Here is a 20,460-nt window from a genome sequence, read left to right as displayed (position 1 = left end):
TTTAACCATTCAATTAGTGTTTACGGCGGCCAAATCCAACCAAAGCTAACATCATTAATGCCAACCAACCTAAACTACTGCCTGATGAATCAGTTTCAGGCTCTGGTTCAGGTGTCACTGGTGTAGAAGGCTCAACGCCATCTGACATTACTGTAAGCATAAAGCTTGTTGATGCCTGATCTTGTTGGTTAGTGCTATCCATCACTGTCACCGTCACTTCGGTTTCACCATGCCAGTCAGCAGCAGGCGTAATGGTTAACATAGCGCCGTCAGCGGTTACGGTAACATTATCACCAGATGCACTAACAGAGACCGCACGGTTTTGACTATGCATGTACTCAACAGCAATACCTTCAAGTACTGTGTTCTCATCTATTTGATGATCAGCCATATCAAACACAGTTATATTGCCGGCAACAGGAACAGCAACAGACTTATTGACCGTGTTTCCGGTGCTCAATGTTGCACTAACCATTACGTCATTGTCACTTGCAACTGCTGCACTAGTTACTTTTGCTGAGAAACGAGTCACTAATCGTGTACTTTCAGGCCCTTGGTAGTTAGCACAAATCACCATATTACTGCCAAACTTCTCTGGCTCGTTCACTGCATAGTCATCTACATGGAAACCGTTAACTGGGTAGTAGAATCCACGCACACCTTGGTACCCCTTCAAACCAATCGTATGTTCACCTTTATCGTCATTCATTTCTTCATAAGTGAAGATCAACTCATAAACGTTAGGGGTAAAGTCGATTTCGGTAGAAGCCAGTATTGAGAAGTTATAGTGAGTTTCATAGTCTATCTCTGCGCCAAACCAACCAGGAATAGAGCCATACATTTTCTTCCATTGCACGCCAAGATATTTACTGTCGTTTAGTGCGGCAGCAAACAGCCCGTTGCTATACGGTGTAAATGTATCAAAGTCGATACCAGACTCATTAATTGTCACCCCATCTTTGCGCCAGTAAGGAGCAACCACTAGATCTTTAATCCCGTCAAATTCCAGGGTATAGCCAGGTAGAGACTCAATCACATGGGCATCAAACTTAAGCAGTCCATTACCCATAATGGTGATGATATTGGTTGTGTCATCACGAGAGACACCGTACAAAGGAATATGTGGGAAATACTTGTCAGCACCGACGAAATCCGGAATTTCAAACATTTGATTCCAAGTGCTGTCAAACCCAGGAAGCTGAGGAACGCCAAGCGCTTCAAGATCTAAGAAGTGAGTCTGATCGCTAAACGGTAAGCGACACATTTCATCCTCAAGACTTGTAGTGAACTCATAACGTGGCTCATCATCTTTAGATGAAGGTTGAGTACCATTTATCATCAGTTGCTGTGCCTGTGTCTCAGTTGTCATTGAATTGAAGAACTCGTTACCACGCACGCTATCTTCAATTAGCGTCATCCCCGCTGGTAGCTCAACTGTCAGGTTTAGCTCACGCTCTAAGCCATTTAAGTTAGCTTGATGAACCAGTTCAAAATCGACAATATCGCCTACGTTTGCGCCAGTATGAGAACTTGTGAGCTGAACGTCATCACTCGTACGGGTTAAACGCAGCGGTATTAAACCGATATCTTCTGTGTTACTCGTATCAGTTCCAAGGGCAATTGCACCATGATATACGTCACCTTCTACAGCGCTAGGTAAATCCCAGTTGATATTCAAAGACTGTGGTGTAAACCCATCGCTAGAAGTCGGTGACACACTCACTTCACCAGAAGCCTGATCACTAACTAGAACTACATTGGTCACAAAGCGATTAGCCATGTCATAAGGATCTTCCCAATATAGTCCCCACTTCATATTGGTTAGCATGTACCAATATTGCCCTGGCTCAGGGTTATTGATGGCGCAGTAATCACGCATTCGCCAATCTGAGACACAAATCGCTTCGTTATCCCAGTGGATCTTGCCATCATTATTTACATCACGACCAATACTCAAATGGCTTACAAATTTAGCAAAGTTATCTTCCTCAGCGATCTCAACTATGAGTCGCTTAGTTCCCTCTGGAACCTCGAAGAATCGATAACCAATTTGCGAGTCCTCACTCGGCACTGAATCTTCCATATCAAATGGCCACTCAGTATTCATTTTAAGGTGATACTCTTGCTGTTCGCCTTTCGCCATTCCATAAACCACAGCTGACAAATTATCAGTCGCTGAAGCAACAAGCTCTGGAGACAAAAATTCACCTTGCTCACGACCTATATTAGCCTCAATGATCACTGGAAGATCAGCCTTCTTATAAGTGGTGATAATTGGTAATACTTGCTGAGGCTTGCCAGAGTCCATTGGGGTTAGCTGCAGCTGCCCCTGGAAGGTGTAGCCGTTAGTATTACCTTGCCCTAAAGGCGAGTCAGATTGAAAATCGATATCAGGCAACTTCGCCGTCACCATAATACGCTGGCTTTCGCCGGCACTTAGCGAAAAGTTTGTTGGCGTAACGCTAATATCCATAAGCGACGCGCCCGTATAACCGATTTCTTCAGCACTAACATTCCAACTACCGTCTTCTGTTGCTGTAACCACTCTAAACCAACTGCAACTCCCTTCGCATTCACGGTTAACCAAATACGGCATGTTGAGCATTTTGACGTCACCGCCCACTAATGGATCTGCATTTTGATAATTCTCAATGGTTTCATCCAAAGTTAATGTCGCATTGATTGCCCTCGCGACATTGACAACACCAGCACCACCGTCGTCAAACGCAAATGAAGCTTGAGTCGCAGTAGTCGTTAAAGCAGATTGAATTTCCGCAGGGCTCCAATCTGGGCGGGCATTTTTAATCAACGCCATCGCACCTGCTACGTGCGGTGAAGCCATCGAGGTACCGCTAATTGCAGCCCAATTCATACCATAGCCTGTCATGGTAAAAATTCTGTCATTAGCGTAAGCAGCAAATACATCTACACCAGGAGCTGCCAACGTCGGCGTCATGATATTTGGATTGGTCTTACTCGGACCGCGAGAGGAGAAATCAGCCAGCTCATCAGCCTCGCCCATTTCTGTATAAAGTGAGCCGTCACTGATGGTAGCAGTATGACCAATACCAGCGGCTAACCATTCAACCACTTTACTGCCGTCATATGCGCCGATGTGTGCCGTCGGCAATGAATAATAATCTGCAACTTTCACAGCATCTGGCGACTCATATTCCCAATCTTGCTGAAGGTTATATAGGATCATCGCCCCTGCACCACCAGAGCGAATATTGTCAGCCTTGGCAACCCTAGCCTGGTCGCTACGCTGGCACACAACAATTGGCGAAGTAGCTAACGTAGAACCATCGGGGTAGAAACTGAATGTCCCCTCTGCAAATGGGGCATCACAACTCGCGTTAGCGCTGTCATAATCTGCAGCTAAAACCACAGGGCCAGTGTAGCCACCTGTTATTGATGCCGCACGCATTGGCCCCCAAGGACTAGGGCTTTCTTCACCACCAGTAAAACCATCAATGGTTTTTTCTTTAGAGGTAATTACGCGCCCATGAGTACTAGCAGCAACTGTCGTTACCCAAGGGGAGACATGGTCCATCCAAAAGGAACCAGCGTTACCCGCAGATGCAGCAACAGATATTCCTGCCTCACGTGCGGCTAGAAAAGCAAGTTCTGTAGGGGCTTGCCACGGATATTGCTCTGCACCACCAATGGAGTAGTTAATTACATCTACACCATCAGCAATAGCATCGTCGATAGCTTTTAGAGTCGTTTCTTGTGGGCAGCCGGCATAAGGTGCCCCTTGACCACCCGCCCAACAAACTTGGTATGAAACAATGTTCGCATGAGGTGCCACACCAGACACTCGCGGGAAGACTAAGTCAGTACCTCGCCCTGTAATTTGTTCACCATAGCCACTCTCAGCAACCTGGTAGGCAACATCAAGCAACACGTTACCAGCAACGGTCGAAGCAGTATGCGAGCCATGACCGTTATAGTCTTCGCCATTTGCTGGGCGAACATGTTCCCATGGAGCGTTCCAACCTAACCCTCTAAATACCGGATCACCATAGCTATCGGTAATTTCCGTATACGAGCGAATACCGATTAATTTGTCGTTACACATGTGGGAAAAATCGACTTGCTCGCAGTCACCTAGGTAATTGCCCGTACCAAGAGGGTTTATAATAGCTATGCCATCATCACCCATTGGAGCAAAAGACGGGTGCTGGCTATTAATCCCCGTATCGAGAATACCTACGGTAATACCGGCTCCGGTAAATTCGGTGCCTGTTGCAGCACCCGACCATACTTTATCAGCGCCAATATGCTCAGGGCCCACATCAGTATGCAGTTCTTGCACTATAGAGCGGGTAACAGCGCGAACCCCATCAAGCTTTGCCACACGGGCTGCTTGCGCTTGAGTCATCATTAAACTCATACCATTGAAAGCATATTTGTAGGATTGGCGAACGTTGTTATTAGCTCCCGCTTTGGCACTAATATCAGAAAGCACTTTAGCTTGTTGATTTTCAAGGTAGCCAAGATAACTAACACTGGCCGCCGACTGCAGGTTAAGTTTAACCCTAGGCTGCTTGCCAAATTGCAAAGGCCCTTGAGCAACACTTGCAGCAGTTGCCTGTAGTCCAGAAATACCACCATGATAAGTTGCAATTGGCGCATCTGAAAGCTGCACAATGTAAGTATGCTCACCCGGAGCTAAATCGGTTTCCATTTGAAATGGAACCTTATCTAACCCCACCTTTCGAATATGTTGATTAGGCGCGACAGTTTGAGTGGGACGATTCAACCTAGCATTTTTAAACTCATGCATACGTTGATATTCTTCATTTGAAATGTCGACGCCCTGAACGTCCATGCTAGCCAAAGAAAGTGATACAGGCTGCTGACTGGCAGCAGCTCCTGCACCTGCTGCATACATAGCCGCAATGGTCATTAGGCTTATCTTTTTTATTTTCATTAAAACCTTCCTGTTTTTCTACCACTCGAAAAAAGCCACCAGTGGTAGTGTTGAAAAATCCGCAAGCTGGTAATCAGCTCGCTATCAAATTGTTATCTTTTTGTTTAATTTCAATCCAATAGAAAGCACCTATAGCTTGATGCGCGGAAGGTATATTCGAAATAAAGAGTTTTTACATCGGCAGGTTTTTAACGCGAAAACAGTCGCACAATCTAGGTTCAGCTAATATTGCTGATTATTCACAAGCATCAGCTTCATCAAATTCGCGACAACCTGATACAAATTGTAACAACCTAGCACCCCTTAGCTTGCTCACTAATTTTTTATTCGGTAGCTTGTGCAAAAAATTATTGATTGCAATAACCAGTGTGCGGGCCAACTCGCAAAAATAGTCACTAAAACTGCATAGATTAAGCTGGATTTAACTCGGGTTATTTATGCTTGTTACCTAGTTAAATTTAAGAGGTGATAATGGAGCTAAGGCATCTAAAGCACTTTGTTACTTTGGCTGAATATAAAAGCTATAGCCTTGCTGCTAGTGAGCTCAATATCTCCCAGCCATCATTAACAAGAAGTATCCAGCGTTTAGAGAGCTTACTTGAAGCCAAACTAATGGAGCGCAACTCTCGATTTGTAAAACTCACCTACTTTGGCAATATCGTGCTAAAACACAGTGAGAAAATCTTATCGTCAGTCAGTGACCTCGAAGCAGAAGTTAAGCTGCCAAGAGACGACTCATTCAATGATATCGTGCTAGGTGGAGGTAACTTAGTAGCATCCCATGTCTATGACAGTATTTTGGTTGAATTCACAAGAAAGTACCCTAACTTTAATGTCGAGCTTTGCTATCGCTATGTCGAAGAGTTGTATGGCTTAATGCTTAAGGGAGAATTGGATGTTTTTCTCGCAGAAACCAGAATCACTCAATTAGACAAGATGCCAGACATTGACATCATCCCTTATTGTGAATCAAAAGGCGTCTTTTGCTGTCGCCCTGGACATCCACTATTAAAAGAGAAATACCTATTTACCCCAAGACTAAAAGACTACCAAATAGCCTTACCTCGAGGCACACCAGTAGAAATAACCAGTGCATTTGATGACTTGTTTGACACCGAACGAGAATATTTCAGCGGCTTAGTTCGTTTTGAAGAAATCCACACCATCAAGCACTCTTTGTACAACAGTGACATGATTTGTTTATTACCCGATGTCATCGTCAAGCAAGAGCTAGAAGCTGGCCGACTGGTATTGCTGAATATTAACAATATGCCTCAAATAGATGTGGCTTATGGGATCGTAACGATGAAAGGTAAGCCAATCAAACCAGCTGTTAAAAAGTTTATTGAGTTTGTACAAACCACTGCCGAGCATAATAGTTAACCCAGCGTTGGTCATTATTGTTAGCTGTTATGCGCAATAACTTAAATCTGTTTTATCACTTTGGCAGGGTTACCGCCAATCACCACGTTGTCGCCAAAGCTTTTGGTGACAACTGCGCCAGATGCCACAACCACGTTATCACCCAAAGTCACACCAGGGTTAATCGTTGCATTACCACCAATCCAGCAGTTGTCGCCGATAGTTATGGCTTTCGCAAACTCTAAACCGCTATTGCGCTCAGTTGCATCTAACGGATGACTTGCGGTGTAAATACCAACCTGTGGGCCTATCATACAGTTATCGCCAATGACGACCTTGGCGCAATCAAGAATTACACAACCAAAATTGGCGTAAAAGTTGTCGCCGACAAATATGTTACTGCCATAGTCGCAGTTAAAATGTGGCTCTATGGTGATGGCACCTTTTACCGCGCCAAATAGCGCTTTTAATAACTGCGTACGCTTAGCGTTATCTGTCGCTGCAGTGTTATTGTATTTGGCACTTTGCTCTCGGGCGTTGATCCGCATTGAGGCCAATTCAGCGTCTGCAGGGTCATACATTTCCCCTGCTATCATCTTTTCTAATTCAGTTTTCATCATCTTGCTACACCAAAAACGCTCGCCAACAAAGTCCATTAAAAAAGCCCGTCAAAACAGCCCCTCGAAAAACTCATTAGCCTATACTGCAAAACTCGTTTTTAACCTGTCTCAGCCATTTCAACAAGACAAGAGCGACCTAAAATTACCACTTTGTGAGCAAAATTAAACTACGGTGAACATGACAACCGCTTACTCCAACCACTTAACTAGTTTCAATCAAGACGCCTTAGTGATCAGCCAGGTAACAAGTCCGGCATTAATTGTCAGCTCGGCCATATGATCTAAACCAATAAGTTGCACATTATGCGGAAGTTTAACATCAGCCAACGCTACAGTACCTGTATGGCAGATATAATACATTTCATCGTATTGTGGCATCCCTTCAAATTGCTCAATGTAGCTTTTGAGTTCTTCCTTCGATGACTGAGACTTCACTTGGATAAACGCTCTACGACCAGTAACAGGCGACATAACATCAAGGTCAATCGATTTTTCAACTTTGCCTAAAGTGGCGACGCGTTGCCAGCCAGCATTGGCAAACACCAGATCGACCAGTAACTCAAAGTCTTGCCAGCCTAAGTTACTAATTAGTGGCTTTATGCTGGACTCAAGTTGCATAAGCGAGTCCTTAGCAGCTTTGACTTCAGCAAGTTCAATGGCATTAATTCGTTTAAGCAGGTAATCCGACTCTTTTACCGAGCAAATCGTGCCTCTAAACATCTGCACTTTAGTTAATTTCCCGCTTAGGTTCTCAACATATAAAGGCTCAGAATTAACGTTCCAAGACTGCCACTGGCCGATGACATTCCTAACCCTGCTGCCATCTTCAAGCTCAATGACTTCTTCGCTGGCAAAACACCAATACAGTTTGCGCTTATAAACCGTAATCCACATGGTAGTTGCAGGTTGCGTGTAAAAATCCTTAATCTGGTTGGTGGTTTCTGTGGCTTTGCCTTTCTTTTTCCACTCTTGCCAATAGCGATTGATAAAATCCCAATCACCTTCTAAGCATTTCTGATGATGAGGATTATCAAAGCCAAGTCTGATCATTGGCTTATCACCTTCGATACAACGCGCCTCCCAGTCGCCAGAACGCCCGAGCTTAATAAATTTTACTGTTGTCGCTTCTATCAAATCTAAACCCTCAACTGAACCCTAAAAATGCCAGCCTGATTGAGCAGGTGTTGCTAGCTTGAGTTAACTGCGCACTACACCAAACCGAATACAACTGTGTTTACTGGGTCATTATCTCCAATAATTGGGGTTGCGGTTGTAACGCAAATAACATTAGCCATTGATAATTTGAAGTGAAAAAATAACGACACAAAACTGTGAGCCTAGATTGACCAAAAGGTAAATTGAAGAATCGGAACTAGATACCGGCTTCATGAAAGAACGTAAGCTAACAACAAAAACGGCTAAACCCAAAAACAGGTTTAGCCGATTGATTGCGTATTTGAGATAGGTATTCTGAGCTATAACGCTAGAGCTTGAACCGCCAATAGTGTTCGCAGGAGTCCTATCCTTTAGGTATATTTTATTTTACCTGGGCGAAAAAGGATTCATCCTTGCTTGCAGCAGTAATAGTTTTGTAACCCAACGCTTTGGAATAATAATAAATATAAAACCGATCACAGGAAATATTAATGTAAATAAAAAAGCACTCAATTTAATGCCGAAGTCTGTAGTATCAACTCCGTTGTAATTTAGTACTCCATTTGGGTCTAACATTATCCGTCCAAATGAATAAGACATAAACCCACCAAGGACTACGAACCACCAACCTATAAATCGATAGCCAAGCCTTTTCTTCCTTAACTTTGAGAACGCTTTATTCTTTAACTTCCTGACCAATTTTCGCCCCATATCAGTATATAGCTAACGCCCGCGTATCGGGAGTCCCAAGCTCAACTCACTTGGAATCAATATTTAGACAAACATGGTGCGTTCTGGCCTAATAAATCTCGCCAAGGAAACTAAATCCTACACCACGTGAGAGCCTACAAACATACTACATCATCAGCCCTTCGAGCAACGGCCTAGAAATTTACAGAAACGTCTTTATTTTCTTATTGTTACAGCCCATTCACTATTTTGGGAAATCAATAGCCTCAGCCTTAAAGAGTCACTGCAACATAGTGAGCCTTTACTTGCTGATAACGGCTTAGCAATTGATACAAGCTAATGGCATAAACCAGCACGATACCAAATGGGATCACAACAAAACGTTGCTCAGGAAACACATACCAAGCGATAACGATAAGTGCGGTGCGCAGCAAAGTATGAATAATGCCAACGTTATGCTCTAACGACCATGATATAGGTAACCACATTAGCCCTGATACAATGCCAATAGCCATTGGCACTGCGGTATAGTTTTCTAATCCAAATGGAATAGCGACAGCAAACGCACACCACGACATGCCTAAGGTATACAGAAACAATGTATCAAAAGGGTTGCGTTCTTCCTTTTTCATAAGCAGTTTTTCACCCGTAAAGCGTGAGATGAAAAGTGCTAGGTAAAAGATACAGCCCGTACCTATGTAAACTGGCAACACCATATTCTTGACCGGTACAAATAATGCGGTAATTCCTAATGCCAACCAAACAATGGCACCAGCAATCGGCATAGTGATTAGTTTTTTCTGCTTATATTCTTCACGATATTGTTCAAGAGATTTGGTCTGTAGGGGCATAGTGTGTTCGTCCATTGGGTGATGTATGAATATATTATTGATACAAAACCCAAATAGGACTGCAGACAAAAGTCATCAGTCGTATGTGACAATTGTCATTAGAGGCGCAGTGCTTTAATCAGAGAACACAACAAAAACGTTTTATTCATGCCCATGAGCACTTTCCTATGATTGAGTTTGTTATGACTACGGAATACCCGGAACCCAAACCTCATAGACTAAGTTATTGATTTTATACTTAACCGTAGATTGAAATGAAACGGGCTTAGATAGAAGCAATCGTGCGGTATTATCATAGACACTCAAAACCGGTGTTTCATCAATGATGAAATAGTACCTTTGATCTGGAGTTAAACCACACTCACCAACACCATTGTTATGAACGATTCTGAGCGTTGACCCGTTTGCATTTATCAAATTGGCATTAGGCGCATAACTTAATGTGTCGCCACCACAATCAAAAATCTGGTTGTTGGTAGTAGAGTGATGAAAGCTGCCTAATAGGTTTTCAAACACATAAACGTTTCGGTTAGTCGAAATCGTTAAAGTGGATTGGCAATCATCTGTTTCAGGAACACAAGTCCGCTTTTCATCAAATGAAGCTATAACTTCATCTGCAGCATGAACGTTAAAGTAAAGAAGAGCTTGCAGTAGCAGATATTTATGCATGATTGTTTAAGATCTAACGCCCCCGTTTGCAGCCAATTTGGAGAACAACAGAGAACCAGTGCGACAACAAGCGCTTGTTAAGAGGCATTGGCACCCTCTGCCTCATCTAATTTCCTTAAGGCAAACTTCCCCCTTTCAGATACAGCGTGTGAGCTGTCTGAAGCAAAGCGTTCGGCAAAACCTCTGGCCTTTATACCTAGATTGCCCAATTCTCGTATTAGAATTTCTGCTGAAACACGCCTAACGATGGATGAACAATCTTCAGATGACCTTTTTAGTAAGTATATTAGTGGGGTATCAATTTCTAACTTTCGCTCGCCAACGATAGGCTTTAGCCTGCCTTCGCAGTACCTTATATCAGTCCACACCCATTTTCGTCCTTCCATCCATACAACTCGCCCTTCAAATAAGCTGCGGTATGCCTTTGCTCGAACCGAAGGCTGAATAGCGGATTTAGCTATTTCTTCAATTTGCCCATCAAGTATCGTAGTGCGACCTAGCTGAGAAAAGAGTGATGGCATAGGCCCTGAAGCAGACATAATTAACTTGAACCGAAGGGACTTTGCTATCTCTTTTTCACAGATAATTTCCTGTAGAACCTCTTTATCTGCTTCTTCTATCCTACCCCACGAGTTCCAATTGGAAAGCGCGACGCATAATGCCTCAACTACATATTCAGGATCAGTCGACCTTGCTATTTCAAGGAGCTTTTCCCTCGCGGCTTTACGAACCTGGGGCACCCAATCATTGAGTCTACGAACTGCAAGAGAAAAAAAGAAAGTGTTCGGTGCAGCCCCAGATAAGGCCCGAACTGCTTTTTCACGTTTGTAGCCATCCCAACTAATAAGATCAAGCCAAGTTACTAATTCCTTGGGCTTTGACCATACCTTCCACCTTGGGGGAATAAATTCCCTTATAGCTGAAGAAAATTCCGAACGAATGATTCGCTCCCAGTAGTCAAAACTCGAAAGAGGCAACTGAGACGTAACTTCAACTAGTTCAGACATATCAGCGACTACTTTGCTGCCTGAGCTTATCGAGCTAGCAAATGTTCTCACTGCTGAAATAATCTTGTCTTCCATAATCTGAGATTGTTGCACCTACTATTTTTGGTTTTTAACACCTTTATAAACCACACGGCATGCGGAGCCAGCTTGGTATAAAATTCGTGAAGTGCAATATCAAGTTGGCGGAGTATGTTGCGTCGGTTTTAACAAACTTTGTTATATTTTGGTACTATGAATAAAATTTAAAATCTTGTTGAAGCCTTCTTTCTAATTCTTCTTCAGAATCAAACTTTACTGTATTTGGATAAGGAGGTGACTCTTTATTACTAGACCAAGTAAGATGAACTATATATTTATTGCTACCAGATAAAATAAGGATTTCATCGCAATCTTCACGCTTAGCAATTACAGATAACTCTTTGCCAAATAGAATATGACCAATATCGATTTCTGTTTTAGCTTCGAATGACAATTTATTTTTATGAGGTTCGGAATATTCATTAATATCTAACCACGGTTCTAAATACATTTTAGTCCTCTAAAAATATAACGCCCTGTTAATGGGCAAAATATAGTTGGCTAAAATTAAGCGACGAAGGAGCAAAAGCCAACTGTATTTTGTCCTTGTTAAACAGCTTGTTAGGTACCGAAGTACACCTTGGCTTTATCGTATTTAAAGAGGTAAACCATTAGCAAGCATGGAATTATTAAAGCAAAAGGTAAATAGATAAAACTTTCTCCATTAACGTTTAAAATGACAAATGTTCCTAGAATAATCAACGCATAAAACTGGCGGCAATATTGCCACTTTTTTAAAAGTAAAATTGCACTAATAGGAAAAAGCGAACCTATTAAAATCAAGTCAATCCCCAAACCATTTTGCCAAATCTCATCATAGCCCATAGACTGGCCTTTATAGCTGAAATTTACATCAAAACCAGGAATTGTAGCCGACAGGAAAAACAAAAAGCAAAATAATCCGTGCGCTGTTATGAATTTCAATAGTAGAGGCATGGATTTAAAATCTTCGACCACGATAAGGTACCTAACGCCCGCATAAGGGGCTGATAATGCTTGGCTATACTTGTAAAGCGAAGCGGAACCGAGCCAAGCATTAGCAGTCCCTTCACTTTATGCGCTTGTTATACACCGCTTACGGCATTCAAGTATGTCTTTGAACCTAAGCCAATTTGCCCCCAAATAGATCTTTGGTGATTTCCTAAGTAATCGTACTGCTCATCTGCATCGTACAACGTTATTATTTGCTCAGGAAAAACATATTCGCTTCGTTCGAATGTATGTTCCAATGGTTCATTGGCAGATATAAGAGCGAATAATTTAGAAGCCTCTACATCAAATACATTAACACCCAAGTATGTTACGACATAAGATTCATCTAGAGCTACACCAATAAAACTTACTAAGTCATTTTCAAACTCAACCTGAAGATTACCATTAAAATAATAGTCGAGAGAATTTCTAGATGAATCAAACGAACCGCCAAGAATTTCGCGAACTTCTGTTCTAGGCATACCTAATTTGATTGAGCCAATTCCATTGTGCGGATTTATCGAAAACTCCATAACTTCCCTTGGTGTATAACGCCTTGCTAAGGTGCGGCTAACACCACGGAACTTGGGCAAAGCCACCGTAACCATTAAACTCAACCGAACCCAAAATGCCAAAGGTTAGCCGTCACTCTTAAGCAATTTGTTAGGGCTGAACTTAGTTCATTTCGGGGATTCGAGTGAAGACCTCATTTCCCTTAGCCCACTTTTGTTCTGATTTAGGGTCAGTAAGTGCTACAAGAAGAGCCTGACCTAATTCATGCGGTATTGCTGACAAACCACGCGATTCGTAGCTATCTGAGAATCCTTTACCTATTGCTCCAGTTTTTACCACGACTTCAGTATTTTCAGGAACTTGTGCATGTGGGTCCTCACACACTTGAGCATCGAGGGAGTTATACTTGCGGCACATCATTGGCCTATATTCGTAAATACTACATGCACCATTTTCTAACATTACGCATGGTATGATATGTTCATCGAACCGTAGTCCGGTAGCCTTATCTGCATAGGTCATCAGCTTTTCAATAAATGCCTGCATTTCAGACTTGGACATCGAACCTTTGAGCTTCTTGGTTATGTAAAAAACTTCGGGAGCTAGTACCTCAACTCGGAGATCACAACAATAACTACACCCCTTTCGACATCCGAATTTAATGCCTTTCTTTTTTACAGAGCTAATAACAGAGTCAATTTTATTGTGAAGATCACCCACCAGGTTTATGGCGTAAACAGAATTTTTATTCGCCCTAAGTCGCTTTCGGTATTCTTTTTCAGTTGCAACAAATATACTCTGGACTTCAAGTCGCTCTCTTTCATTTAAATTCAGCATATTTTCCCTCACATGCAATGTTACTTTTTTGCCTTCTTAAGCCCTAACGCCCTGCTAATAAGTGAACCAAGTGCTGGCGGGCGATTTGCTCAGCAAATGGCATGACAGCGTTGGTGAATCTGGATTTAGCAGCTTGTTAGCTATCCCTTTTCAGATTCGACGTCTTTATTAGACCAGATTAAGCCTAGCTCAGGGCTTTCGATTGTAAAACTAGAGAAGACACAACTGTAGGACTGCGCGACGTCACACATAAACTCTACCCAGCCAATAAAATCAACTTGGCTTAGTTCATTGCCATAGGGTCGAGTTGTGCCACTTAAAAACTGATATCCTTTATCATCTACATCACTGAATTCCAGTTCATAGTTTTCACTTAACTGTTTACCCAGTTCTTTTAGTTTTTCGGGAAGATCGCAAAAATGAGTAAAATCCATGGCAAACACAGTTTCACTTGAGACTCCTGCTTTCAACATGTTTTCCCAAAGTTTTGTTGCTTCGTCTACCTTTCGAGTTTTGATTCTTGAGTAGTAGTCATCCCAAGTTTGTTGAGGATCGTCCATGATATTCCTTGTATAGCTAACGCCCACGTTAAGGGGCGGATAATGCTTGGCTAAAATCTGCGAGGAACGAGCGTCAGCCAAGCGTTAGACGTCCATACCTTAAACTGCTTGTTATATTTACTTTTTATTGAGCTTATCAGCGTTTTCAACTTTATCCCAATCTAGATATTTAAGCTGAATTGGAATTAACTTACTTGAACGATTTAATAAAGCATAAACTACCAAAACGAGACAAAGTAAAAACCCAATATAAACACCTTTCAGAAAAGAGCTAAATTCATAAAAATTGGAAGCGACTAATGGTGTGAATAGTGCAACGATCAGATAAAGGTAAAACAATGGATGCTGAAGCTTTAAAGCTTCAAATAAAGATAATTCTTTTTTGTTTTTTAATTTAAGCCACCTATCTAGATGTAGCTTCTCTATATTAATCACGACATTTCCGAAGTAAATATAACGCCCGCATAAGGGGCTGATAATGTTTGGCTAAACTTGTGTAGCGAAGCGAAACCGAGCCAAACTTTAGCAGTCCCGTCACTTAATGCGCTTGTTAGGTATACATTACTCACCGTACTCAGATAAGTACAATTTTACACCTAGCTTTCCCATTAGACTCATAGCCTTAGGTGAGAGAATAGCTCCGCCACCGCAAGCATTTTCTCTGATGCTGAAACCAACATCAGCGATGTAATTTGAAGAAGGAAGATTTGATGAGTTTTCAAAAATCCAAGATTCTAGTTCCTTTATTTGAGATGGAAGATCCCAAACACCTTTTGACAACGTGGCGATCGTTTCCTCTGAACCTTCGACTTTAATGTAAATTGGCACCTATCTTCCTTGTATACCTAACAGCGTATTAGCGGGAATTCCGAATTAATCCATTAACATTTAGCCGAAACTCAAACCGATACACGTTTTTTAATTAATAATTCCAATAACTTACCAGCATCATCAACTAACAGCAATAGCAGCTAGCTACAGGAGAAACCGAGAATTTACTTAACCGAGAATTATCAGGTCTCGTTATGTAAATAATGACAACTGAGTAACACTATAAGAATCAGTAATTTAACAGTATTTCATTTTGTAAACCGAGAATTTTGTCACTTACATAACGAGAAGCGATTAGCGCTGTTTCCTGCTTTAAAATTAAACCTGTATAAAAACACAACAACAACACTGTCATCGATTGATGGATTGTTTAAACAACAGCTACTACGAGCTATCGCTTATCCTGGCGAAATCTTTGCTGGCATGGATGCCAGCGTAAAGCACTCTTGTGAAACTAAGAGGGGAAGTATTCACGGCATCTTTCAAAAGGAGTGCTGATAGCTCAACAACAAAAGCCAACTTAAGCTAGATACTGTTACTGTTACTGTTGCTGTTGCTGTTGCTGTTGCTGTTGCTGTTACTGTTGCTGTTGCTGTTGCTGTTGCTGTTGCTGTTGCTGTTTAAACAAGTAAATCAACAAACAACTCAGCCAAACTCAATTAAATTAAAACCGCCAAACGCAAAAAAGCCTGCATGATGCAGGCTTTTTAGTCAGTAATTTAAGCGTTTACGCTAATTACTTAAGTGCAGCTGATAGTTGCTCGCTCACAGCAGAAACAGTTTGCGTACCGTCGAACTTGCTGTACTTAGTTTTACCTTCAGCAGCGAACTTACCGTAGTAGTCTACTAGTGGCTTAGTTTGTTCGTGGTAAATACCAAGACGCTTACGTACCGTTGCTTCTTCATCGTCAGCACGGATTTGAAGCTCTTCACCAGTTACATCGTCTTTACCTTCCTCTTTTGGTGGATTGTATACGATGTGGTAAACACGGCCTGAACCTGGGTGTACGCGACGACCGCTCATACGCTTAACGATCTCTTCGTCTGGTACGTCGATTTCGATTACGTGATCGATGTCGATACCGTTTTCTACCATAGCGTCAGCTTGTGGAATAGTGCGTGGGAAACCGTCTAATAGGAAACCTTTAGCACAGTCGTCTTGAGCAATACGCTCTTTAACTAGACCGATGATTAGGTCGTCAGATACTAACTGACCCGCATCCATCACTTTTTTAGCTTCTAAACCTAGTGGTGTACCAGCTTTGATTGCAGCGCGTAACATATCACCAGTAGAGATTTGTGGAATACCGTACTGCTCCATAATAAATTGGGCCTGGGTACCCTTACCTGCTCCTGGAGCACCTAATAAAATAATGCGCATCTTCAAAGTCCTCTTTATTGATTCTCTGTTGTTACTCTTCCCACGTTTTTAGGGCGGCGATTTTCGCACATTTCTCGCAGCGATCATAGCAGTTTCATAAAGCCATTAGACCTATATCTAATGGCTGATGATCTGAATCAATTAAGCGAGTGTTTAATACAGCAAGGTATATAACTGGCGGCGATATTGATTAGCCAAGGCGTTGCCCTGACCTATGGCGGTTAAAATTTCCATAAAGGCTTGTTTAACTTGACCATCTTCTGCGCTGAGATCTTTTTTCAAGATAGCGAATAATACTTCTAGTGCTTCGTCATTTCGCTGCGCGGCGTGTAGCGCTTTACCTAAGGCGATCGCGACTTGTGCATCACCACTTTGTTGGTATTGCGCTGCTAAATTACGAATTTCAGGCGTGTCTGCCGCCTCTTCAGCCAGAGCAAGCTTTGCCATAAGGTTTTGGTAGTAGCTGTCTTGATCGGCTAAACCAATCGCATCTAGCAGTGCCTTAGCCTCTTCAAGTGAGCCATTCATTAGGTAAACATCTGCTAGCACCAGTGCTACATCTGCTCGCTCACCTGACTCCACATGGACTTGTTTAAGCGCTGTAATGGCATCGCTTAGCTCTTCTGGTGGCAGATTACCATCAGCAAGTTTAGTTTTGATGTCATTAAATGGGCCTTCCCAAACAGCAGGCAAGTGTTTATCAAGTAGCGTTTTAATTTCATCGCTGCTTTGGCTACCTGCAAAACCATCAACAGGGCGACCTTTATCAAGTAGCAGCGTAGTTGGCAGGCTTTGAATTTGGAAGTATTGGGCGATTTCAGGTTCGCTCTCGCAATTGACTTTTGCCAGAATAAAGCGACCTTGCTGCTCTAGCGCAATTTGCTCTAGCAGACTTTGTAGTTGCACACTTTCATCATGCTGCTGCGCCCAAAAGGTCATTACGACCATTTTTTCCATTGAGGCATCGACAACTTGCTGAATGTTTTCTTTAGTCAGGTGCAGTATGTGTTCCATTTCAATCCTTATGATTGTTGTTCACATAGGTTAATTATAGAGAATCTGATGTTCAGATAAACAAAAGCACTAATTCTAAAAAAACAAAAGCGGAACATAGTCCGCTTTTATCTTTCAACGCTAGTTTATTTTAGGCCAGCCATTAGCATTTGGTTCATTAGCTTAATGAATGCTGATGGATCAGCCAGGCTACCTTTTTCAGACAGTAACGCTTGTTGCAGTAGCAAGTTCGCCCAATCTGCAAATAGCTCTTCGTCTGGCTCGTTGTTTAAGCGCTCAACCAATGGGTGAGTTGGGTTGATCTCAAACGTTGGCTTAGACTCAGGTACAGGCTGACCTGCAGCTTGCATTAGCTTGATCATTTGAGTCGACATTTCACCTTCACCGGCAACCACACACGCAGGCGTGTCGGTTAGACGAGTGGTAACTTTAACCTCAGTTACTTTGTCTTTGAGTGCTTCTTTAACTCGCTCAACCAGTGGCTTAGCTTCTTCAGCAACCTTTTCTTGCTCTTGCTTGTCTGCCTCGTCCTCTAGCTCACCTAGTTCTAGGTCGCCGCGAGTCACAGAGTGCATCTTCTTGTCTTTGTATTCAGTTAAGTGGTTGATTAGCCACTCATCGATACGTTCTGACATTAGTAGCACTTCGATACCCTTCTTGCGCAGAAGCTCAAGGTGCGGACTGTTTACTGCAGCTTCATGACTGTCCGCAACAATGTAGTAGATCTTATCTTGACCTTCTTTCATGCGCTCGATGTAGTCATCTAGCGATACAGTCGTTGCTGCGCTGTTGTCGTTAGTAGATGCAAAGCGCAGTAGGCCAGCAATTTTTTCTTTGTTAGCAAAGTCTTCCGCTGGGCCTTCTTTTAACACTTGACCAAACTCAGCCCAGAACTCTTGATATTGCTCTGGCTCGTTTTTAGCCATTTTCTCAAGCATGCCAAGTACGCGCTTAGTCATACCTTGACGCAATGCTTTAGTAATTTGGTTGTCTTGTAAAATTTCACGCGACACGTTTAGTGGTAGGTCGTTTGAGTCGATAAGACCTTTCACAAAACGTAGGTAAGTTGGCATAAACTGCTCGGCGTCATCCATGATGAACACGCGTTGAACAAACAGTTTTAGACCATGCTTACTGTCGCGGTTCCACATATCAAATGGCGCTTTTTTCGGAATGTAAAGCAAGCTTGTGTACTCTTGCTTACCTTCAACGCGGTTGTGGCTCCACTTCAGCGCATCGCTGTAGTCGTGTGAAATGTGCTTGTAGAATTCTTGGTATTCTTCATCGCTAATGTCTGACTTGCTACGAGTCCAAAGCGCGGTAGCTTTGTTCATCGCTTTCCAAGCGCCTTCAGTCGCTTCGATTTTCTCGCCGTCAGGACCTTCAGACTCAGGTGTACCCTCTTCGAACATTTCTACCGGTACTGAGATATGATCTGAGTACTTAGTAATGATAGAGCGTAGACGGAAGTCGTCAGCAAATTCGGTTTCTTCATCACGTAGGTGAAGCGTAATTTCAGTACCACGCTCGTTCTTAGTGATGGTTTCAACATTGAATGAACCTTCACCTTCTGACTCCCACAATACGCCGTGTGCAACATCAGTACCTGCCGCGCGAGTACGTACAGTCACCTTTTTAGCAACAATGAATGCTGAGTAGAAGCCCACACCGAACTGACCAATTAGCTGAGAGTCTTTTGACGCTTCGCCAGATAGGTTGTTAAAGAACTCTTTAGTGCCAGATTTGGCAATGGTACCTAGGTGCTCAATCACGCCGTCACGGGTCATACCAATACCATTATCGCTAATGGTCACTGTGCCTTTTTCTTTGTCAGCACTGATGCGAACGCGCAGTTCACCATCACCTTCATATAAGCTGTCATTGCTAAGTGCAAGGTAACGTAATTTGTCTGCAGCATCGGCCGCGTTAGACACAAGCTCACGTAAGAAAATCTCTTTATTTGAATATAAAGAGTGGATCATCAAATGTAGGAGTTGCTTTACTTCGGTTTGAAAGCCATGAGTTTCTTGCTGTGACATGAAATTATCCCTTGGTTTACATGTTAGGTTGTACTTGCGCAGCCTTATTCATTGAAAAGTTCAGCGATATGCTCAGAGACATATTCAGAGAACAGACAACGCGACAAAATTTTTAAGTTAAACCAGAGATGGGTGCGCAAAATCACTTTTCAAGGGAAAATTTTTCTTTTGCATAAAAAAACATCATTAACCTGCAATTAGGTTGAAGCTTGAGCTAATGATGTTTGTTGATGTGATGAACAAGGACTTACAACAAAGGCGAAAGCTACAGCGGTAAGCGCCCATTGAACGATAACGCAAGTGTGGTGCTATCAACATACTCAAGCTCGCCGCCAACAGGCACGCCGTGAGCAATACGGCTGACTTTCACCTCATGCTTGCGGGCGATATCGGCAATAAAGTTCGCCGTAGCATCCCCTTCAACTGTAGGGTTGGTAGCCAGAATAAGCTCGCTAACATCTTCACTTGCCAATTGCTGCTCAAGTAACGACAGTCCAAGCTCGTCTGGGCCAATACCATCAAGTGGTGACAAATGGCCATGCAATACAAAATAACGCCCGGTGAAGTGGCCGCCAGTTTCAATGGCAAGTACGTCAGCGGGTGTTTCTACCACACAAATTTGCCCTGACATACCACGCTTAGCACTAGTGCAAATGCTGCATTGGTCTTCTTCGGTAAAGGTGCGGCAACTACTGCAATGCCCCACATCTGACATGGCTCGTTGCAGCGCCTCAGCCAGTTGTAACCCACCTTTGCGCTCACGCTCTAGTAGTTGAAAAGCCATACGCTGCGCAGATTTAGGGCCTACGCCCGGTAGCATTTTTAACGCATGGATTAGCTCATCAACTAATGGACTGAATTTCATAACACTCTTGTGACTCTTAAACTTTAATGGTTGCGATGATAACCATGTGCGCGTGTCATTGAAAGTAGATTTGCATCTGG

General features: G+C 42.7%; 18 protein-coding genes. 1 reads left to right on the top strand and 17 read right to left on the bottom strand.

Translation table 11 applies throughout. From position 1 onward, the window contains the following. Positions 1-13 precede the first annotated feature (13 nt). Positions 14-4,936: a S8 family serine peptidase gene (locus EXU30_RS20825; protein WP_130602309.1), complete on the bottom strand. Its 4,923-nt coding sequence runs from the start codon at positions 4,934-4,936 to the stop codon at positions 14-16. 471 nt (positions 4,937-5,407) lie between these two features. Between EXU30_RS20825 and EXU30_RS17780 the strand changes: the two genes are divergently transcribed. Further along, positions 5,408-6,319 carry a LysR family transcriptional regulator gene (locus EXU30_RS17780; protein WP_130602307.1) on the top strand — a complete coding sequence of 304 codons (912 nt, stop codon included), beginning with the start codon at positions 5,408-5,410 and terminating at the stop codon, positions 6,317-6,319. Positions 6,320-6,360: 41 nt separating this feature from the next. On the opposite strand, the gene EXU30_RS17775 is transcribed toward EXU30_RS17780, so the two are convergent. From EXU30_RS17775 to recR, 16 genes are all read right to left on the bottom strand, one after another. Beyond that, positions 6,361-6,954, bottom strand: coding sequence for a sugar O-acetyltransferase (locus EXU30_RS17775; protein ID WP_278044720.1), 594 nt, complete (start codon positions 6,952-6,954; stop codon positions 6,361-6,363). 180 nt (positions 6,955-7,134) lie between these two features. Then, positions 7,135-8,052, bottom strand: coding sequence for a restriction endonuclease (locus tag EXU30_RS17770; RefSeq protein WP_130602305.1), 918 nt, complete (start codon positions 8,050-8,052; stop codon positions 7,135-7,137). A 983-nt stretch (positions 8,053-9,035) separates the two neighbouring features. Next, positions 9,036-9,614, bottom strand: a complete 579-nt coding sequence (locus EXU30_RS17765) for a DUF7010 family protein (protein ID WP_130602303.1) — start codon at positions 9,612-9,614, stop codon at positions 9,036-9,038. A gap of 186 nt (positions 9,615-9,800) precedes the next feature. Further along, positions 9,801-10,283: a hypothetical protein gene (locus EXU30_RS17760; protein WP_130602301.1), complete on the bottom strand. Its 483-nt coding sequence runs from the start codon at positions 10,281-10,283 to the stop codon at positions 9,801-9,803. Positions 10,284-10,360: 77 nt separating this feature from the next. Beyond that, entirely contained in the window at positions 10,361-11,290 is a 930-nt protein-coding gene (locus tag EXU30_RS17755; protein ID WP_242620256.1) for a hypothetical protein, read from the bottom strand. Between the two features lie 229 nt (positions 11,291-11,519). Next, positions 11,520-11,819: a hypothetical protein gene (locus tag EXU30_RS17750; protein ID WP_130602297.1), complete on the bottom strand. Its 300-nt coding sequence runs from the start codon at positions 11,817-11,819 to the stop codon at positions 11,520-11,522. A 110-nt stretch (positions 11,820-11,929) separates the two neighbouring features. Further along, on the bottom strand, positions 11,930-12,325 hold the full coding sequence (locus EXU30_RS17745) for a hypothetical protein (RefSeq protein ID WP_130602295.1): 396 nt from the start codon (positions 12,323-12,325) through the stop codon (positions 11,930-11,932). 107 nt (positions 12,326-12,432) lie between these two features. Beyond that, positions 12,433-12,975, bottom strand: coding sequence for a hypothetical protein (locus EXU30_RS17740; protein WP_130602293.1), 543 nt, complete (start codon positions 12,973-12,975; stop codon positions 12,433-12,435). 40 nt (positions 12,976-13,015) lie between these two features. Beyond that, positions 13,016-13,690, bottom strand: a complete 675-nt coding sequence (locus EXU30_RS17735) for a YkgJ family cysteine cluster protein (RefSeq protein WP_130602291.1) — start codon at positions 13,688-13,690, stop codon at positions 13,016-13,018. A 140-nt stretch (positions 13,691-13,830) separates the two neighbouring features. Then, on the bottom strand, positions 13,831-14,250 hold the full coding sequence (locus tag EXU30_RS17730) for a hypothetical protein (RefSeq protein WP_130602289.1): 420 nt from the start codon (positions 14,248-14,250) through the stop codon (positions 13,831-13,833). A gap of 117 nt (positions 14,251-14,367) precedes the next feature. Continuing rightward, positions 14,368-14,685 carry a hypothetical protein gene (locus EXU30_RS17725; protein ID WP_130602287.1) on the bottom strand — a complete coding sequence of 106 codons (318 nt, stop codon included), beginning with the start codon at positions 14,683-14,685 and terminating at the stop codon, positions 14,368-14,370. 126 nt (positions 14,686-14,811) lie between these two features. After that, positions 14,812-15,078, bottom strand: a complete 267-nt coding sequence (locus EXU30_RS17720) for a hypothetical protein (RefSeq protein WP_130602285.1) — start codon at positions 15,076-15,078, stop codon at positions 14,812-14,814. Between the two features lie 739 nt (positions 15,079-15,817). Beyond that, positions 15,818-16,462, bottom strand: coding sequence for an adenylate kinase (gene adk / locus EXU30_RS17715; protein ID WP_130602283.1), 645 nt, complete (start codon positions 16,460-16,462; stop codon positions 15,818-15,820). Between the two features lie 153 nt (positions 16,463-16,615). Continuing rightward, positions 16,616-17,476 (bottom strand): co-chaperone YbbN, encoded by an 861-nt coding sequence (locus tag EXU30_RS17710; RefSeq protein ID WP_130602281.1) that lies wholly within the window; start codon positions 17,474-17,476, stop codon positions 16,616-16,618. Positions 17,477-17,601: 125 nt separating this feature from the next. Further along, positions 17,602-19,515 carry a molecular chaperone HtpG gene (htpG, locus tag EXU30_RS17705; RefSeq protein WP_130602279.1) on the bottom strand — a complete coding sequence of 638 codons (1,914 nt, stop codon included), beginning with the start codon at positions 19,513-19,515 and terminating at the stop codon, positions 17,602-17,604. A gap of 265 nt (positions 19,516-19,780) precedes the next feature. Further along, the gene (recR, locus tag EXU30_RS17700; RefSeq protein WP_130602277.1) at positions 19,781-20,380 is read right to left on the bottom strand and encodes a recombination mediator RecR; all 600 of its coding nucleotides are present in this window, start codon (positions 20,378-20,380) and stop codon (positions 19,781-19,783) included. Between the last annotated feature and the right edge of the window lie 80 nt (positions 20,381-20,460).

It is taken from the genome of Shewanella maritima, from assembly GCF_004295345.1.
GTDB lineage: Bacteria > Pseudomonadota > Gammaproteobacteria > Enterobacterales > Shewanellaceae > Shewanella > Shewanella maritima.
Note: the sequence above shows the minus strand (reverse complement) of the source record. Positions and strands in the feature narration are given on the sequence as shown.